A 17,319-nucleotide genomic window follows, 5' to 3' on the forward strand; every position below is an offset into this window, starting at 1 on the left:
TTTATATCTGAATGGGATTTTTGCTGAGACTATTTTCGAAGAACACACTTTTTGTCTTCTTTATATTCCTGCAAATTATTGCTCTGGTTTTGATATTCACCAGAAATGCCATGCAGAAATCCTGGATAGCAGGCCAAACGGCTGCTTTTAACTCCTGGGTTTCCGGATATATTGATGAAGGAGTTTCTTATCTGAAGCTAAAACAGATCAATGAAGATCTTGTAGTTCAGAATAAAGCCCTTATGACAGAACTTTATGGAAAAGACGGAGCGAAAAAACCTGTCTTCAGAAGAGTTCATGATACCATTGGTGGTGGGCAAATCTATACTTTTGTTGACGGAGAAATTGTTTTTAACAGTATCAACAGAAGAAATAATTACTTTACAATCAACCGTGGAAAAAGAGATGGTGTATTTCCTCAAATGGGAATAATGGGACCTAGAGGAATTGCGGGGATTGTGATTAATTCTACAGATAGCTATGCACTCGTTCAATCTGTATTGAGTGTAAACAAAATCAGAATTAATGCAGCACTCAAAAATTCAGGGTACTTCGGTACCTTAACATGGAACGGAGATAATTCCAGGGTGATGCACCTTGCGGATATTCCTAAATATGTTGCATTAAAAATAGGTGATACGGTTGTTACAGACGGAAAGTCGGCAATCTTCCCGAAAGGGGTTACCATTGGTACTATTGCCGGTTATTCTGTGGATAATAAAACAGGATTCTGGGATATCTCAGTTGAACTGAGTGAAAAAATGGGGGCATTGAATAAAGTGTTTGTAGTAAAGAATCTTAAAAAAGCAGAAGTGCAAAAGATTCAGGATACTATGCAAGCTGTAATAAAGAAAGAAAATGATTAGCAGGACTTTATTTACCGACATATTGATCATGATTTTTCTTGTTGCATTACAGGTATTTGTATTGAACAGGATTACTCTTTTCGGGAAATATACTCCGGTATTATATCCTGTATTTGTCATGTTTTATCCTTTCTTTAGAAACAAATTTCAGTTTCTGGCATTAAGCTTTTTAATGGGGTTGGCTATTGATGGATTCTTGTATTCATGGGGAATCAATGCCTTTGCAACAACGTTGATTGCTTATTTTAGAACATTGATATTCAGGACTTCCACGGATACTTCCACAGACTTTTTTTCTTTTCAGTCCCTTCAATGGGCGCAGTTTTTGCTGTTTTTATTTTCAAGTATTTTTCTGCACCAGCTTCTAGTACAGTATATTGAGTTCTTTAAGTTTAGCAGATTTTTTGAAATATTATTTAATGTGTTGGTAACAAGTGTTATTTCATTTATCTTTATCGTCATCTACGCATTAATATTTAAAATCAAACAAAAAGTTTGAACACACGTTATTTAAAAATTTTTTCCATCCTTGTTGTAATCGCTCTTATTTTTGTAGCGAGGCTTGCTTATTTGCAGTTGTTTACAGATCGCTATGCATTAAATGCAGCCAATACCTCCATTAAAACAGAATATGTTATTCCGCAACGTGGGGTTATTTTTGACAGGAATGGTAAAATCATGGTAGGAAACCAGCCTGCCTATGAAATTTCCTTTACCCAAGCCTTGATGAAGCCAGATTTTGATACGTTAGGCTTTTGTGGCTTGATGAAGATCAGTAAAGCTGATTTTATCAAAAAGATTGATTTCATTAAAAAAGAAAAATACTATTCCAAGCTGACCCCAATGACTTTCATTAAGGACCTCAGCAGAGAAGATATAGCAAGAGTTCAGGAAATTATTTTTAAGTATCCTGCTTTTAATATTGTTTCAAGACCTCAGCGTCAATATGAAGTCTCCACATCCGGAAATCTTTTGGGGTATACCAGCGAGGTGAACGAAAGAGATATTAAAAAAGATTCCTTATACTATTTACCTGGAGATTTTATCGGGAAAACAGGAGTGGAAAAATCTTACGAAAAAGAACTTCGTGGAGTAAAAGGAGTGAAATACATTCAAAAAGATATCAGGCTCCGAAATATTGGTTCCTATAAAAACGGATCTTTGGATAAAGATGTGATTACAGGTAAAGATATTACCTTAACCATTGATTATGATCTTCAGAGAACAGCTGAAGAAATGTTGGTAAACAAGCACGGCGCTATTGTAGCTTTAGATCCTAATAATGGAGAAGTATTAGTGGCGGCAACAGGACCGGATATTGATCCGAATCTTTTCACCGGACCCTACAAATCAAAAAATTTATATGCTCTGTCAAAAGATACGCTTTATGAGAATAAACCGACTTTTGATCGTTCTTTACAGGCGGGATATCCTCCGGGGTCAACTTTCAAATTGCTGACAGCCCTAGCTGCAATGCAGATGGGGGTAATGGATGAAAAAACTATTTTTCCTTGTGGAGGAGGATTTTTCTATAAAGGTAAAAGAATTAAAGGGCATGGTGGAGCTGATCCATTAATTCCTTCAATTCAGGTATCCAGTAACTGTTTTTTCACCTACGCATTTATTGCAATAATCAAAAAATATCCAGGAAATCCTTCAAAAGGTGTTGATGAGTGGAAAAAGATCATGAGCAGCTTTGGAGTTGGAGAGTTTTTAAATAATGATTTTGCTGTGGGGGCAAAGGGAAGAATACCTTCAGGAGATTTTTATGAGAAAAGGTTTAAAGCCATCATGAAAGCAAGTGGTTCCCAGAGAACTGATTTTAAAAACTGGGATGAGATGTCAACCGGAGCTATTTATAATGGGATGGGGCAGGGAGATGTTTTGGTAACTCCTATTCAACTTGCGAATTATGTGGCCGCTATTGCTAATAAAGGTTGGTATTATACGCCTCATATCGTAAAAGGAATTGACGGAAAGGCAAATCCTGATCCAAGATTTAAGGTTAAGCATAAAACTTTGGTTGATCCAAAACATTTTGAACCTGTTTTAAAAGGTATGGAAGCCGTAGTTTTGAGAGGAACGGCAAGAGGGTTAAAATCCAACGACTTTACACAATTAGCAAAAACAGGTACCGCACAGGTTCCACAAGGAAAGGATAATTCCATCTTTGTATTGATTGCTCCGGCTGATAAACCCAAAATTGTTGTGGTTGCAGTAATGGAGCATGCGGGATTTGGAGCTACATGGGCTGGTCCAGCGTGTACAGTGATTGCTGAAAAATATATTACGGGTGATTTGAAAAGAGAAAATCTGTATAAAAAAATGATTACTTCGAGTTTCATGCCGGAATATAAAAGACAATGGATTGCAGATTTGAAGCGTAAAGGACTTTATAAAGATCCTAAACCGGATTCAATTAAGCAAAAAAGAATAAAGGATAGTCTGGACTTGGTTAAGCAACAAAAAGCCAAGCTTCAAAAGAAGATACAAGAGGAAACTAAAAATAATAAAGCTGCTAAAAAACCTGCCAAGCAATGAAATGGACTGAAGGAATAGATAAACTGGGCCTTGGGCTGTATTTCCTGCTTTGCATTTTTGCCATTGCAAATATTTACAGTGTTGACCAGAAATTAGGAGAAAAGCAGTTGGTTTTCTTCTGTATATCGGTATTTGTAGGTCTTATCATATTTGTAGGACGAAGTAAGTTCTTCGAGAATATGTCAGGGATTATTTATATTGGTGGCGTTCTCTTGTTAATAGGTCTTTTCCCTTTTGGAAAGGAAATACTGGGTCAAAAGAACTGGTATAAGTTCGGAAGCTTTACCATGCAGCCTGTAGAATTTGCAAAAATAGGTACGGCCTTGATGCTTGCAAATTATGTTTCGGGACCTGATTTTAATCTTAAAAACAGGAAGTCCTTATTAACGGCTTTGGCGGTTATTGGTATTCCAGCTGTAGTAGTATTGGCCATTCCTGATGTTGGATCAATGCTTGTATTTATTGCATTTTTCATTGCTTTATATAGAGAGGGGCTTAGTGGAATGTTGTTTGGCGTAGGCTTTATCTTTGCGGGAGTTTTCCTTATTTCCTTGGCAATACCTCCGGTTTACGTGGCTGTGGCCGTTTTGGTAATAGCCGGTGTTTTGATTGCCATGAACTACCATAGAATGTCCTGGGATGTGATTTCTATTTCAGGAATTACGGGATCTATTCTTTTGCTTTGTGGGTTGGCATTTGGCTCACCTTTTATCTTAGAAAAACTTCCCAAGCACCAGAGAGAAAGAATTGAGGTTCTTTACAAAGGTGAAAAGGCATTTAGGGATACTTCAGGATACAACTTGTTATATTCCAAAACTGCAATTGGCTCCGGAGGACTTTGGGGAAAAGGATATCGTGAAGGATCTGTTACCCAAGGGAAATTTGTTCCTGAGCAGGAAACCGATTATATATTCTGTACAGTAGGAGAGGAATGGGGATTCATGGGAAGTGCTATTCTTATTTTGTGCTACATGGTTTATATTGGCCGAATCTATTATCTGGCTGAAAAACAGAAGTCCACCTTTAATCGTGTATTTGGATATTGCTTTGCTTCGATCCTGCTGATGCACTTTTCAATCAATTTAGGAATGGTTATGGGGCTTTTCCCGACAGTAGGGATTCCTCTTCCGTATTTCAGTTATGGGGGTAGTTCTTTGTTGGCATTCTCAATGATGACCTTTATTTTCTTTAAACTTAATTATTCAGACAAAAACAGCTTAGTATAGGTACTATCTTTAAGTAATTGAAAAAACCTATTCTTATTTTTTTAAATCTGCCCAATCCGCAGACTGTGAAGTTGTACCCATATACCATTATATTTTTATGAAAGAAGCCTATGTTTTAGATCAAAACTTTGAAAATATAGATTGTTCTCAATTAGAAAAAGGAGAATACGAAAATTGTACTTTTAGAAATTGTAATTTCGAATACATCAACCTATCAGGTTTTAGTTTTACTGACTGCGAGTTTATAGAATGCAATCTTAGCATGGCAAAACTTATAAGTACAGCCTTTTGGGAGGTGAATTTTAAAGAATGTAAAATGTTTGGTCTAGAGTTTAGTAATTGCAATGAATTTGGGATGTCATTTACATTTGAGTGTTGTTCGCTGAATAATTCCATATTTTATCAGACTTCAATTAAGAAAACCGTTTTCAAAAACTCTAGATTGATTGAAGTTGATTTCACTGAATGTGACTTATCAAATGCAATCATTAGTAACTGCGATTTGTCTGGTGCTGTTTTCGATAGTACAAACCTTGAAAAGACAGATTTGAGGACGTCGTTCAATTATTCAATAGATCCGGCTTTAAACAGGCTTAAAAAGGCCAGGTTTTCGCTTTCTGAAGTATATGGTCTGTTATATAAGCTCGATATAGAAATAGATAAAAATAGCTGAGATAAAGAACTTGGATTTTAGAAACCCATACCCTTTAAATATATTAGATTATTTATTCAGGTATTTAGATAGAGTAGATAAAAAAGCCATCAGGATCTGATGGCTTCATTATTTAAATCAATTATTTATAAAATTAAAAATTTGCTGGTGTAGCTGGAGTAGTTGACGCTAGGTTGTTATAAGCTTCTCCTTCTTCGTTGATAACTCTTTTTGCGAATCTGTATTTAGGGCCCCAATAAGAATCATTCAGTGAAGAGATCATTACTCCCTTTGATGTAGCTGCGTGGATGAATTTTACTTCTCCATCTTCAGTAACACTTTCTACAATACCTACGTGAGAAATTCTTCTTCCATGAGAAAAGAAAATTAAGTCTCCTTTCTGTAGGCTTTCTTTTTCAATTCTTTCTCCCTCCTGAGCCTGAGATGCTGCTACTCTTGGTAAGCTAAGACCTGCTGCAGCTCCGAATACAGAAAGAACAAAAGCCGAACAATCTATACCTCTTCTTGTAGTTCCTCCATATCTGTAAGGAGTTCCAAGGTATGTTTCAGCTTCAGTAAGGATACCGTCAATGGTTTTATTATATCTGACTGCTTTTGCAATCTCAGAATTCTTAATGGCTTTTTTAGCGCTAGCTATAGATGCTGCCTTTTCAGCAAGAAAAGAATCAATAAGCTTTTGCTTATCCAGCTCCATTTTTTTGTTATCAATAGAAGCTAGTTTGGCATCTGTTTTGTATTCTTTAGCGTAAGTTGCTGGTTTTGAAACTACATAATTAGTAGCACACGATTGCAATGATACTGTAGTAACTATAGCAACTAAATAAGACAAAACTCTTTTCTTCATATATATTTGATTAACCGTGTTAAAAGGAATATTTATTTCCAAAAGCAATACAAAAGTAGAGATTCCGAGCAAAAGACCCCTGATATGATAATTGTCAGGATCTTATTTTAACACTATTTAACATATTATTTGCTTATGTTAAAGAAAAATAAACCGCAACAGCCTATTTTTGGTGAGTCTGCGGTTTTTTTTATTAAGATTCTTTAACAAACAATATCGATTTTCTTCTATAATTCGGCATTTAAGATTTGAAACTCCAATTTTTCAGGTTGTTAACAAAACAAAAAAATTCCCCGGAAAACCGAGGAATTTAAACTAATATGGAACTTTACAGATGTTATTTTGTAAACAACATTTCTCTGTATTTTGTCAGCGGCCAAAGCTCATCGTCTACCATCATCTCAAGAGCATCAGAAGCTTCTCTGATTCCATCGAATAAAGGCTTAACATTGTTGCAATAGCTTTCTGCCTGCTTTTGGCTGTCTGATATGCTTTTTGTTGTTTCTCTGGCTTTAAGAAGATCTTCAACGCCAAGTTTGATTTTAGAAACATTTTCAGAAATGCTTGTAATTAAACTCATTTGTTCTTTTGCCAATGGTTTAAAATCTTTATCTCCGAAGATTTCTTTAAGACCTTTTACGTTTTCAATTAATCTGTTCTGATAATTTAAAGCAGAAGGAATGATGTGGTTTCTTGCGATATCACTTAATACTCTTGCTTCAATATCAATAACGGTAGAGTATTTCTCTAATTTAATTTCGTTTCTTGCTTCAACTTCTCTATGGTTGAAAATTCCCATTTCTTCATATAAATCCAAGAATTTCTTATCCATCTCCTGCTTAAGAGCTTCAGGAGTTGTTTTAAGGTTATTCAGTCCTCTTTTTTCAGCTTCTTTTGCCCAGTCATCAGAATACCCGTCACCTTCAAACATAATGTTTTTACATTGCTTGATGTATTCTCTTAATACATTAAATATAGCTTCATCTTTCTTAAGGCCTGTTTCAACTAAAGCATCAACTTCTTTCTTGAAATCATTTAATTGTTTTGCCGCGATGGTATTCATTACGGTCATAGACTCTGCACAGTTTGCAGAAGATCCTACTGCTCTGATTTCAAATTTATTTCCTGTAAATGCAAATGGAGAAGTTCTGTTTCTGTCCGTGTTATCCAATAGGATTTCAGGTATTTTTCCAACTACATTTAATTTTAATTCTGTTTTTTCTTCCGGAGATAATTTCCCGTTAGTTACTTTTTCAAGTTCTTCCAAAACGCTGAACAACTGAGTTCCGATGAATACGGAGATAATTGCAGGCGGAGCTTCATTGGCACCTAGTCTGTGATCGTTGCTCGCTGAGGCAATACTTGCTCTTAAAAGGTCTGCATATTCGTGAACAGCTTTAATTGTATTCACGAAGAATGTTAAGAACTGTAGGTTTTTCTTTGGATTCTTTCCTGGGCTTAAAAGGTTTTCTCCTGTGTCTGTAGCTAAAGACCAGTTATTGTGCTTTCCGCTTCCGTTTACTCCTGCGAATGGTTTTTCGTGGAATAGAATGTGGAAGTGGTGCTTGTGAGCTACTCTTGCCATGATGTCCATCAATAAAGAGTTGTGGTCTACAGCAACGTTTACTTCTTCAAACATTGGTGCAAGCTCAAATTGGTTAGGTGCTACCTCGTTGTGTCTTGTTGTTGCAGGAATGCCCAATTTCATACATTCGATTTCCAACTCCTTCATGAAGTTCATTACCCTTGTTGGGATAGAACCGAAGTAATGGTCATCTAACTGCTGTCCTTTTGCAGGAGAGTGTCCCAATAATGTTTTACCTGTTAAAACAAGATCCGGACGTGATTGGTATAATGCTGAATCAACAAGGAAATATTCTTGTTCCCAACCTAAGGTAGGGGTTACTTTCGTTACGTTTTTATCAAAATACTGCATTACGCTGGTTGCGGCTTCATCTACAGCATTCAAAGCTCTTAATAAAGGTGCCTTGTAGTCTAAAGTTTCACCAGTATAAGAAATGAAGATGGAAGGAATACATAATGTAGTTCCCATAATGAAAGCAGGGGATGTAGGGTCCCAAGCTGTATAACCTCTTGCCTCGAAAGTGTTTCTGATTCCTCCGTTAGGGAAAGATGATGCATCCGGCTCCTGTTGGATCAGCATGTTTCCACTGAATCTTTCAATAGCTCTACCTCCTTCAATAGGTGTAAAGAAAGAATCGTGCTTTTCTGCAGTTGTCCCTGTCAAAGGCTGAAACCAGTGAGTGTAGTGAGTTACTCCTTTGCTCATAGCCCAGTCTTTCATCGCCACAGCTACCTGGTCTGCGATATGTCTTTGGATCTTAGTGCCTTTTTTAATGGCATCCATGATAGAACCGAATGCTTCTTTTGTTAAATATTCTCTCATCGTTTCTTCCGAGAAAACATTTTTACAGAATAGTTCCGATAGTTTTGCAGGAATTTCAACAGAGTTATCTTTTCTGAAATCCTTAAATGGTAGGGTTTCTAATGCTTTGAATCTTAAGGTTGACATATTTGGGTGATTTTTTACAGGGCAAATTTACAAAAAAAATAAATCGAAAATATTTTACCCCTAATTTTTTTAGGGGTATTTGTAATTTTAACTAAAATTTAAACAATGGTTTTACTTTTTTGAGAGGGGTAAATTGGAATTGAGACTTATTGTTACGAAATATTAAAATGAAAAATAGCATTGAGCATTGCCGGAAATACAGTGTTGGAGGTTTTCTATGTATGGATGATGTGCTTTCTAAAAATAACCATATTAAGTATAATTGTTATTACTAGACATATAACAGTTATGGTATTTGAACCATAGCCTTCATTACAAAACTGCATAAAAATAGGATACGTTAAAGCTAATGATAGGATATAGCTTATGTAGAACTTCTGAAAGTACAGATTGATCAGATACATTGTTATCATTGATATAATGACTAATCCCCCGATTCCGTCCAATATCCCGAATAATCCTATTATGGTGCTTCTCAATATCAGTAGGAGGATGTCGTTACGAAAAATACCATCATCAGTCTTGCCTTCTTTTATGATTAAAAATATAATCAGCAGTAAAAAATAAATTAAAATATGACATATCCATACTTTCCCAAAAAGGGGAATATTATTTAATCTGCCTTTCATCAGGTTAAATGCCTTTGATATTGTCATGTTACTCTCCAAATTGAATTTATTTTTTAACCTCAGCCATAAAACTTTATGCTTGTATAAATATAAGATTAAAACCGTAATATTCATTTCATATTAAAATAAAGAAGAAGATCATTATATCTTAAAATAATACTGTCTATTTATGGGTTTTAAACAACTGAATTAAAAGATAGTTAAAATAAGTTGAGCGGAGATTTTGTATATTTGTGTGAAATTTATTTTATGACAAATTCTAGAGCAAGAGAAACTACAGAGGCTATTGAAAGGTTATACATCTCTATGAGACATTTATTTTATAGAGGGTTTTTCAAGCCAGGAGGGGTTTCAGGAGAAAGTATCAGAAGTTTGTTAAAGACGATCAATCCGGAAATTTATGGTACCATGAATATTCCAAACAAATTGGAACTGGACGGGTTGATGTATGTTTTAGACAGACTTCCTGAGGGGATTGAAGAATGTGCTTTTATTCATCTTACATCAGATGAAGGGTTTGATAAAGGAAGTTTCGAACCTATTGTTCCAAAGAAAAGAAGAAGAAACTGCTATAGAATAGACGAACACCAGATGAATATTGAGGTTCTTTTGGGCCGTTCCGAAATTTATGACATTCTTACCCACCTTACATTCCTATTTATAGAAGCGGATAAAATCCGTAATCTGGCTTTCATCCAAGATGAAAACTGGAAACCAATCCGTGCCTTTAAAATTATTGAAGAGGTAGTGAAAGGTGAGAAGAAATTCAGCAGAAAAGAAAAAGAAGTGGCACTTATTCATCTTTCTTCTTTAATAGGAAGATCCTTTGATGAAACGTTAAGAGCTTACAATACTTTTGGTGATGATGATAATCCTGACCGTTTATTCAAAATTATCTACAACCTGGGAAAGGTAAGTCTTGAAGATGCAAAAGGCGCAAGAGAAAGAGAAATTCATTTCAGTGCTATATTAAAAGAAAGAGTAGGACATCACTATTTTGGTGAGAAATGGGCAAACAAAGTGAAAGAGGTTTTATTTGAAAATAATCTTCATATGCGTCCATTACATATTATTTCTGCCAATATGCACTCAGTGAAAAATGTGCTGTATGCGAATGAAGCTCTTAAAAAGAAGCATCATAATGAGGTAGACTATAAGCTGTATGAAGAAATTTCAAATAAAAAAGAACTTCGCGACAAGGTATTAAAGTATGCCTTGGACGAGGGAATGATTCATATTGCTGATAAAAGCGGAAGTAATATTGATGTTCAGATCATCGATCTTAGTAAGACTGATCTGAAAAATACTCCATTTGCTGACTGCAAGTTCTCAGGAGATGATGTAGTGATGGTTTTCGACTACGCATTCGGAGAGCAGGCTTTCGAGGTAATGGATGAGTTACTGAAGCCTTTTGAGCAGAAAGGAGAAATATACATGATGCACGTGAAGTCTGTTTCCATTATGGGGAAAGCAGGAATTCTTACCGGTGCAAAAGGAGATATTATGATCCCTACTTCTCATATTTTTGAAGGAACTGCAGATAACTATCCTTTTGAGAACGCATTAAAGCTTGATGATTTCAATGACGACGAACTAAAGGCTTTTGAAGGTCCGATGATCACTGTTTTAGGAACATCACTTCAGAATAAGGATATTCTTTCTTACTTTATGAACACTTCATGGAAAGCCATTGGTCTTGAAATGGAAGGCGCACATTACCAAAAAGCCATTCAGGTAGCATCCAAGATCAGACATCACATTTCACCGGATCTGTTTGTTTGCTATGCATATTATGCTTCGGATAATCCTTTGGAAACAGGAAGTACATTGTCTTCAGGAGGATTAGGCCTTACAGGAGTGAAGCCAACATACCTGATCACATTGAGAATTCTTGAAAAGATCCTAAGAAGTTCGAAAAAAGAAGCTTCTTCTAAAAAATAATTGTAGTTTTAAAATTACAAGATTAGCCTCAGGTGTATTTGCATCTGAGGTTTTTTGTGTGTAAGAAATTTACTCTATTGATCATCAAAAATCTCCTTTAACATTTGAAATAAAAATCAATCTAAAACCATATTCAACAGAATAAAACCTCCGGATAACTCCTGTTTGAGGTTTTTATTTAAAATAACTACCTTTAGAAAAAATAAAATTTTAAATGAGAAAATCGGCTGCAATCATTTTTGCGTTTATCATTTCACAATTTCATGCTCAGCAAGGATCTTATTATCAGCAGGCTGCGAAATACAAGATGGATATTGATGTTAACGCTGAAAAATTTACCTATCAGGGAAAACAAACCTTAGAATACACCAACAATTCTCCGGATGAGCTGAATGTGGTTTATTTCCACTTGTATTGGAATGCTTTCAAGCGTAATTCGATGATGGATCAAAGGGTGGCTTCCCAAGGAAAAAATGGTGACTCAAGATTGCAAAAAGACGGGATCTCAAGATTGTCTTCTATTCCAAAAGATCAGGAGGGCGCTCAAAATATTCACTGGATCAAGCAAAATGGCAAGGATCTGAAGTTTGAAGTTCAGGAAACCATAATGAAGGTGTATCTGGCAGAGCCTATCAAGCCAAATTCTACAACAACTTTTACAATGGATTGGGATGCGGTAATTCCTGAGCAGATTAGAAGAAGCGGAAGAAATAACAGAGAAGGTGTAGATATGACCATGACGCAATGGTACCCAAAAATTGCTGAATATGATTATGATGGCTGGGCAACATTCGATTACATGGGAAGAGAATTCCATGCACCGTTTTCAGATTTTGATGTCAATATTAAGATCAATAAAGATTATGTAGTAGGAGCAGGAGGGATTCTTGAAAATCCAGCTGATGTAAAAGGATATGACGCTAACGCAAAAATAAAGGCAGAGAAAGATAAAAAAGTAACCTGGAAATGGACAGCTAAGAATATTCTTGACTTTGCATGGAGTGCAGACAGGGACTATTCTGTAGAAAGCTTTAACGTTCCGGATGGACCGAAAGTATATTTAGTATATCAGAAAAATGATAAGACTAAAGTTTGGAGCGAGGCACCCTCTTATATCACAAAGTATTTCCAGATCATGAATTCTCATTTCGGAAAATATGTGTATCCTACCTATGCATTTATTCAAGGAGGTGATGGAGGAATGGAGTATGGAATGTGTACGATGATTCTTGGAGAGGCTAAAAATATTAAAGATTTAATGGGGCTTATGGCTCATGAAGGAGCACACTCATGGTATCAGCAGATGCTTGCCACCAATGAATCTGTACGTCCATGGATGGATGAGGGTTTTACAAGCTACGCAGAGGGGTATACAATGCACCAGCTATTTCCTGAAGAACTTCCAAATCCTTTTGCTAAAACCATAGAAGCCTACAGAAACTTCATTAAAAAAGGAATTGAAGAACCTGCAGTTTGGTTAGGAGACCACCATGATAACGGAACGGCTTATACTTATTCTACTTATGTGAAAGGAGAGTTGTATCTGGTACAGTTAGGATACATTATGGGGGAGCAAAACCTTGCAGAAACCCTAAAGCAATATTATGATCAATGGAGCATGAAGCATCCTTCAGATAGAGATTTTCTTCATATTGCCCAAAAAGTTTCCGGGATGGATCTGAAGTGGTTCCACAATTACTGGATCAATACTACCAAGACAATAGATTATGGAATTAAGGATGTAAAGTACGATGAAAAATCTACTACAATTACCCTTGTGAATAATGGTCAGGTTCCAATGCCAATTGATTTCAGTGTAATGACAACAGACAAAAAGATTGTTACGTATCAGATTCCATTGAACATGACGCATACGTGGAAAGAAAAGGATATTTATGGTGATTTTAAAACAATGCCTTATTGGCCTTGGACACAGAAAGAATATACCATCACTGTTCCTTATACAAAATCTCAATTATCCGTTTTGGGAATTGATTTCAGCCAAAGAATTGCAGATGTAAACATGGCGGATAATTTTGTAGAAGTAAAATAAAAAGATAAACATATAGATAAAAGGAGTATTTGCAAATACTCCTTTTATTTTTTTATAAATTTGAAGCTCAAATTTTTTCAAATCATAGCCTGTTAAAATATAAATGAATTCAATTGTAATAAATGTAGGGAACAGCAATATCAGATTCGGCCTTTTTAATGGTGATAATTGTGATATTTCCTGGGTGATCAATACGAAACCTTACAGAACAGCGGATGAGCTGTATGTACAAATGCTGATGCTTTATCAGACCTATAAAATTGATCCAAAGGAAATAAATAAAGTGATCATAGGATCGGTAGTTCCTCAGCTTACCAAAGTGATGAGTTCAGGGATCAAAAAGATTCACGGAGTTAATCCGGTTATTGTTGACAGAGGAACTCCATCAGGGGTACAGGCAAAATCAAAGCAGATGGGAACGGATATTTATGCCAATCTTGTTGCCGCTCACAATTTGTACCCAGGCAGAAAAAAAATTGTTATCGACTTTGGAACGGCTCTTACAGCAAGCTGTGTAACGGAAACAGGAGAAACACTTGGAGTTATTATCGCTCCGGGAATTGTAACCTCCTTAAACTCTCTGATCAATCAAACAGCCCAGCTTCCAGATATAGAACTTAAAAAACCAAAAACTGTTTTAGGACTGGATACCGTAACTTGTATGCAGAGTGGAATGGTGTATGGATTTTTGGGAATGGTAGAGGGGTTTATTGATCGTATTAATGAAGAGGTAAATGACGACTGTTTCGTGGTTGCAACAGGAGGGGTCTCTCATGTTTATAAGCCTTTAACAGATAAAATCCATGTGATGGATAGGCTACATACCCTAAAAGGGCTTTATTTTCTTGGAAAAGACCTATAAACTTAAATCAGGTCCGAACCTTAACTTTAACCTTGAGTAATATGAAAGAATTAAATGAGTTTCCGATCATAGAAACCGAAAGGCTCATTCTCTCACAGTTGGAAGAGGCGGATATTCCTTTTATCGTGGAGTATCTTCAGCACAGAATTTATTCAGATTTGACGTCTAATATTCCTTATCCTTATACGGAAGATGATGCCAGGTTCTGGTTAAAGATGTCCAAGGACGCCTTTGAAAATAATAGTGGCTATACTTTTGGGATTCGTAATAAAGAAAATCAACTTATTGGGGCCATCGGATTGCATGACAGAGATGATGATAAAGCTGAATTGGGATATTGGATAGGAATGCCTTATTGGAATAAAGGATATGTCACCGAGGCAGCAAGAGCTATTGTAGATTTTGGATTTAAGGAATTGAATTTCAATAAAATATTTGCTACTCACTTTCTTCATAATCCTGCTTCCGGAAAGATTATGGAAAAGATAGGAATGGAGAGAGAAGCTATATTAAAACAGGAAATAAAGAAAGACGGAGAATATCTGGATCTTGCTCTGTATTCTATTTTCAAGGAATAATTTCTTCTTAAAAATATAAAAACAGCCTTTAAGGCTGTTTTTTTTGTTTAGCATGGTTGGCATTCATGTCCGGGATTAGGGTATACCCATCCTCCACAGCAATCAGGAATAGGCTGTAGCAAACACCCGATCCTTGTTTTTCCTGTTTCAGGATCTTTATAAAGGCATTGGCCTACTCCCACACTTCCGTTAATTTTGGAAGCTTCTTTTCTCGTTAATTTTTTCATATTGATTGAGTTTGGTTGTATTCAAATTTAGGTAATTATTTGATTACTTGCGTGTTGTTTGTTCAATATGTAGTGGCGAAAATTATCTTTTACTTTTAAAAAAGGATTTAACAATGGCAGAACATTCGTTTTCCATAATGCCTGTAATAATTTCTGTTTTAGGATGTAGGGAAAGATGCTTATTGATAAAGCCTCTCTGCTCATCTCTGGCACCAATAACCACCTTTGAGATCTGTGACCAGGAGAGTGCTCCGGAGCACATTACACAAGGCTCCATTGTTACGTATAATGTACAGTCTTTTAAGTATTTGCCTCCAAGAAAGTTGGCTGCTGAAGTTATTGCCTGCATTTCAGCGTGAGCGGTAACATCATTTAATGTTTCAGTAAGGTTGTGTGCTCTTGCAATAATTCGGTTATTGGAAACCACAATACATCCGATAGGGACCTCATCTTTCTCCAAGGCTGTTTCTGCTTCCTGCAAAGCCATTTTCATGTAATATTCGTCAGTAAACATTTTAATCGAAATTTAAATTGAAAAATAAAATAAAAAAGAATACTTCTTCATTAATCTGAAATAGTTAACGTTAAGGGAATTCTGAAACGAAACCTTTCCGGGTCACCTTTAACAAGGGCAGGAGAAAACTTTTCAGTAATAGAATACAGTGCAATCTCTGCCTGTCTGTTGAAAGTGAAATTATCACCTTGAGCGTGAACATTGCTGATGCTTCCGTCCTTTTCTACAATAAAGACAACATCTGTTTTTACGGTTTTAGCATCAGAATTAACGCCATCCACGTAAAGCAGGTTGGCAACTTCCTGTCTCAGCGTATTCATTCCTCCAGGATAATCAGCAATCTTTTCTACATTGGCGGGTTTATCAGTAGGATTTTGAGAGATTCCACCTATTGTTTTCAAGGTCTGAAGGTCTTCTATATTTCTTACTTTTAGCAAAGCCCCGATTAAAGCAGTGTTCTCAATACTATCCATTTTTTTCATGAAAAAAAGAAAGTCCCCCTTGATTGCTTCTTTTTTGAAAGTATTGCTTTCTGCATCAAATTTTTTCTTGAACTCCTTATTCAGCATACCTCTGTGCTGGTTGTAGTAGTTTTTTACAAGCCGAAATTCTTCTTTCTGCTGTGATAAGCAAAATGAAGAAATAATACAGCAAATGCAAATGAATATAGTTCTCAATAAGGATATATTTATGTAAATATAATCAAAAAATATGAGAATTATTTATGATCTGTTAGCTCTCAAGATATCGGTTTAATGATTCCTGAAGATGGTTGCGAATGTCATCAACTAAACATTTAGGTTCTAGAACCGTTACCTCTTTCCCATAAGAAAGAATTTCCTGCATAAAGTCATAGGTAGGGTGAAGAAAGAACTCAAAATAGATTTCTTCCGGAGTTTCCTTGGTTTCTTTTTGTGATTGGTGAAGCGGAAAACTTCTGATATATTCTCCCTGATGACGGCTGCATTTTAATATAATATTCTGAGGCTTTTGTTCTGCCAGATTCATCACTCCGAAAGCATTTTTAAAATGCTCCTTGAAATTATATTTGTATTTTTCTCTGAATTGGTTCTTTGCTACATCCAGATAATTGATTCTGTCCAGTCCAAATGACTTTAGAATTTTGTCCTTGGTATCAATGGCGATGAGGTACCATCTGTCTTTAGATTCTTTTAAAGCCAGAGGGTGTACCTTTCTGGAAGTCATTAGTTTGTTTTTGTAATTGTAGTGTTCAAAAGATACTACTCTTTTATTACGAATAGCGAAGAACAGATCGTAAAAATGCTCTACACCGGTTGGTTTTCTACTTTCAAAGAAAATAAAGTCGGAAAAGTTGGGATGAAGATTCAGGGCATTGCTTACCTGAAAAGATTCCAATAGCTTTTGGTTGTATTCATCCACTTCCATGATAGGGCGGCTCTCAATATAATAACGGTTGTCACCCTTTTTTTTGTTGTGAATAGAAAGGTTAAAAAGATCCGAAATTTCACGAATATCCCTCTGCAAGGTACGAATAGAGTAGCTCTTGATTCCAGCATCCTGGAATTCGAAGGAGTTTAAAAGATAGTCCTCCAGCTGAGAATAAGTAGCCGGAGAACTTTCTAGTCTTTTAATAATTAAGGCATATCGTGTCAGATAAAAATCTTTCTTCATTCGGATATATTTATGTTTACAGTGTTACTTACAGTTATTAATAGGGTATGAAACACAGGTGTTTCATGGTAAAGTTTTGTAAGACAAATATATGCTCTTAATGCGACAAAACTTGTCGTGTTTTATTTTTTTGAAGAAACAATATTGAAAATTAATATCATTATATCTTCCATAATCTG

15 protein-coding genes are annotated in these 17,319 nt (G+C 35.8%); 9 read left to right on the forward strand and 6 right to left on the reverse strand.

Features of this window, described 5'->3' with window-relative positions; all coding sequences use genetic code 11:
• Nucleotides 1-11: 11 nt before the first annotated feature.
• The 5 genes from mreC (at nt 12) to EG359_RS15445 (ending at nt 5,306) form a co-directional block, all read left to right on the forward strand.
• On the forward strand, nt 12-866 hold the full coding sequence (gene mreC / locus EG359_RS15425; protein ID WP_076353036.1) for a rod shape-determining protein MreC: 855 nt from the start codon (nt 12-14) through the stop codon (nt 864-866).
• Nucleotides 859-1,365 carry a rod shape-determining protein MreD gene (locus EG359_RS15430; protein WP_065395698.1) on the forward strand — a complete coding sequence of 169 codons (507 nt, stop codon included), beginning with the start codon at nt 859-861 and terminating at the stop codon, nt 1,363-1,365. Before mreC ends, EG359_RS15430 begins: the two co-directional genes overlap by 8 nt.
• Nucleotides 1,362-3,407: a peptidoglycan D,D-transpeptidase FtsI family protein gene (locus tag EG359_RS15435; RefSeq protein WP_076353037.1), complete on the forward strand. Its 2,046-nt coding sequence runs from the start codon at nt 1,362-1,364 to the stop codon at nt 3,405-3,407. Before EG359_RS15430 ends, EG359_RS15435 begins: the two co-directional genes overlap by 4 nt.
• Nucleotides 3,404-4,633: a rod shape-determining protein RodA gene (gene rodA, locus EG359_RS15440; protein WP_076353038.1), complete on the forward strand. Its 1,230-nt coding sequence runs from the start codon at nt 3,404-3,406 to the stop codon at nt 4,631-4,633. Before EG359_RS15435 ends, rodA begins: the two co-directional genes overlap by 4 nt.
• 97 nt (nt 4,634-4,730) lie before the next feature.
• Complete coding sequence (locus EG359_RS15445) at nt 4,731-5,306, forward strand: pentapeptide repeat-containing protein (protein ID WP_076353039.1); 576 nt, start codon at nt 4,731-4,733, stop codon at nt 5,304-5,306.
• A 133-nt stretch (nt 5,307-5,439) separates the two neighbouring features.
• Here the strand turns inward: EG359_RS15445 and EG359_RS15450 are convergent, their stop codons facing one another.
• Nucleotides 5,440-6,150: a C40 family peptidase gene (locus EG359_RS15450; protein ID WP_076353040.1), complete on the reverse strand. Its 711-nt coding sequence runs from the start codon at nt 6,148-6,150 to the stop codon at nt 5,440-5,442.
• Nucleotides 6,151-6,487: 337 nt separating this feature from the next.
• Nucleotides 6,488-8,683: a glutamine synthetase III family protein gene (locus tag EG359_RS15455; RefSeq protein ID WP_076353041.1), complete on the reverse strand. Its 2,196-nt coding sequence runs from the start codon at nt 8,681-8,683 to the stop codon at nt 6,488-6,490.
• Between the two features lie 878 nt (nt 8,684-9,561).
• Here EG359_RS15455 and EG359_RS15460 point away from each other — a divergent pair.
• From EG359_RS15460 to EG359_RS15475, 4 genes are all read left to right on the forward strand, one after another.
• The gene (locus tag EG359_RS15460) at nt 9,562-11,253 is read left to right on the forward strand and encodes a DUF6909 family protein (protein ID WP_076353043.1); all 1,692 of its coding nucleotides are present in this window, start codon (nt 9,562-9,564) and stop codon (nt 11,251-11,253) included.
• Nucleotides 11,254-11,467: 214 nt separating this feature from the next.
• The gene (locus EG359_RS15465; RefSeq protein ID WP_076353044.1) at nt 11,468-13,306 is read left to right on the forward strand and encodes a M1 family metallopeptidase; all 1,839 of its coding nucleotides are present in this window, start codon (nt 11,468-11,470) and stop codon (nt 13,304-13,306) included.
• 103 nt (nt 13,307-13,409) lie between these two features.
• Nucleotides 13,410-14,168, forward strand: a complete 759-nt coding sequence (locus EG359_RS15470) for a type III pantothenate kinase (protein WP_076353045.1) — start codon at nt 13,410-13,412, stop codon at nt 14,166-14,168.
• 41 nt (nt 14,169-14,209) lie between these two features.
• On the forward strand, nt 14,210-14,746 hold the full coding sequence (locus EG359_RS15475) for a GNAT family N-acetyltransferase (protein WP_076353046.1): 537 nt from the start codon (nt 14,210-14,212) through the stop codon (nt 14,744-14,746).
• Between the two features lie 47 nt (nt 14,747-14,793).
• Here the strand turns inward: EG359_RS15475 and EG359_RS15480 are convergent, their stop codons facing one another.
• The 4 genes from EG359_RS15480 to EG359_RS15495 all read right to left on the reverse strand — a co-directional run bounded on the left by EG359_RS15480 (nt 14,794) and on the right by EG359_RS15495 (nt 17,140).
• Nucleotides 14,794-14,973, reverse strand: coding sequence for a hypothetical protein (locus EG359_RS15480; protein ID WP_076353047.1), 180 nt, complete (start codon nt 14,971-14,973; stop codon nt 14,794-14,796).
• Between the two features lie 82 nt (nt 14,974-15,055).
• A complete protein-coding gene (locus EG359_RS15485) occupies nt 15,056-15,487 on the reverse strand; it encodes a nucleoside deaminase (protein ID WP_076353048.1) in 432 nt (143 codons plus the stop codon).
• A gap of 50 nt (nt 15,488-15,537) precedes the next feature.
• A complete protein-coding gene (locus tag EG359_RS15490) occupies nt 15,538-16,164 on the reverse strand; it encodes a hypothetical protein (RefSeq protein ID WP_228434983.1) in 627 nt (208 codons plus the stop codon).
• Nucleotides 16,165-16,219: 55 nt separating this feature from the next.
• On the reverse strand, nt 16,220-17,140 hold the full coding sequence (locus EG359_RS15495) for a helix-turn-helix transcriptional regulator (RefSeq protein WP_076353050.1): 921 nt from the start codon (nt 17,138-17,140) through the stop codon (nt 16,220-16,222).
• Nucleotides 17,141-17,319 lie beyond the last annotated feature (179 nt).

Origin of the sequence: Chryseobacterium joostei (assembly GCF_003815775.1) — a bacterium.
In the GTDB taxonomy this organism is placed as follows: Bacteria; Bacteroidota; Bacteroidia; order Flavobacteriales; family Weeksellaceae; genus Chryseobacterium; species Chryseobacterium joostei.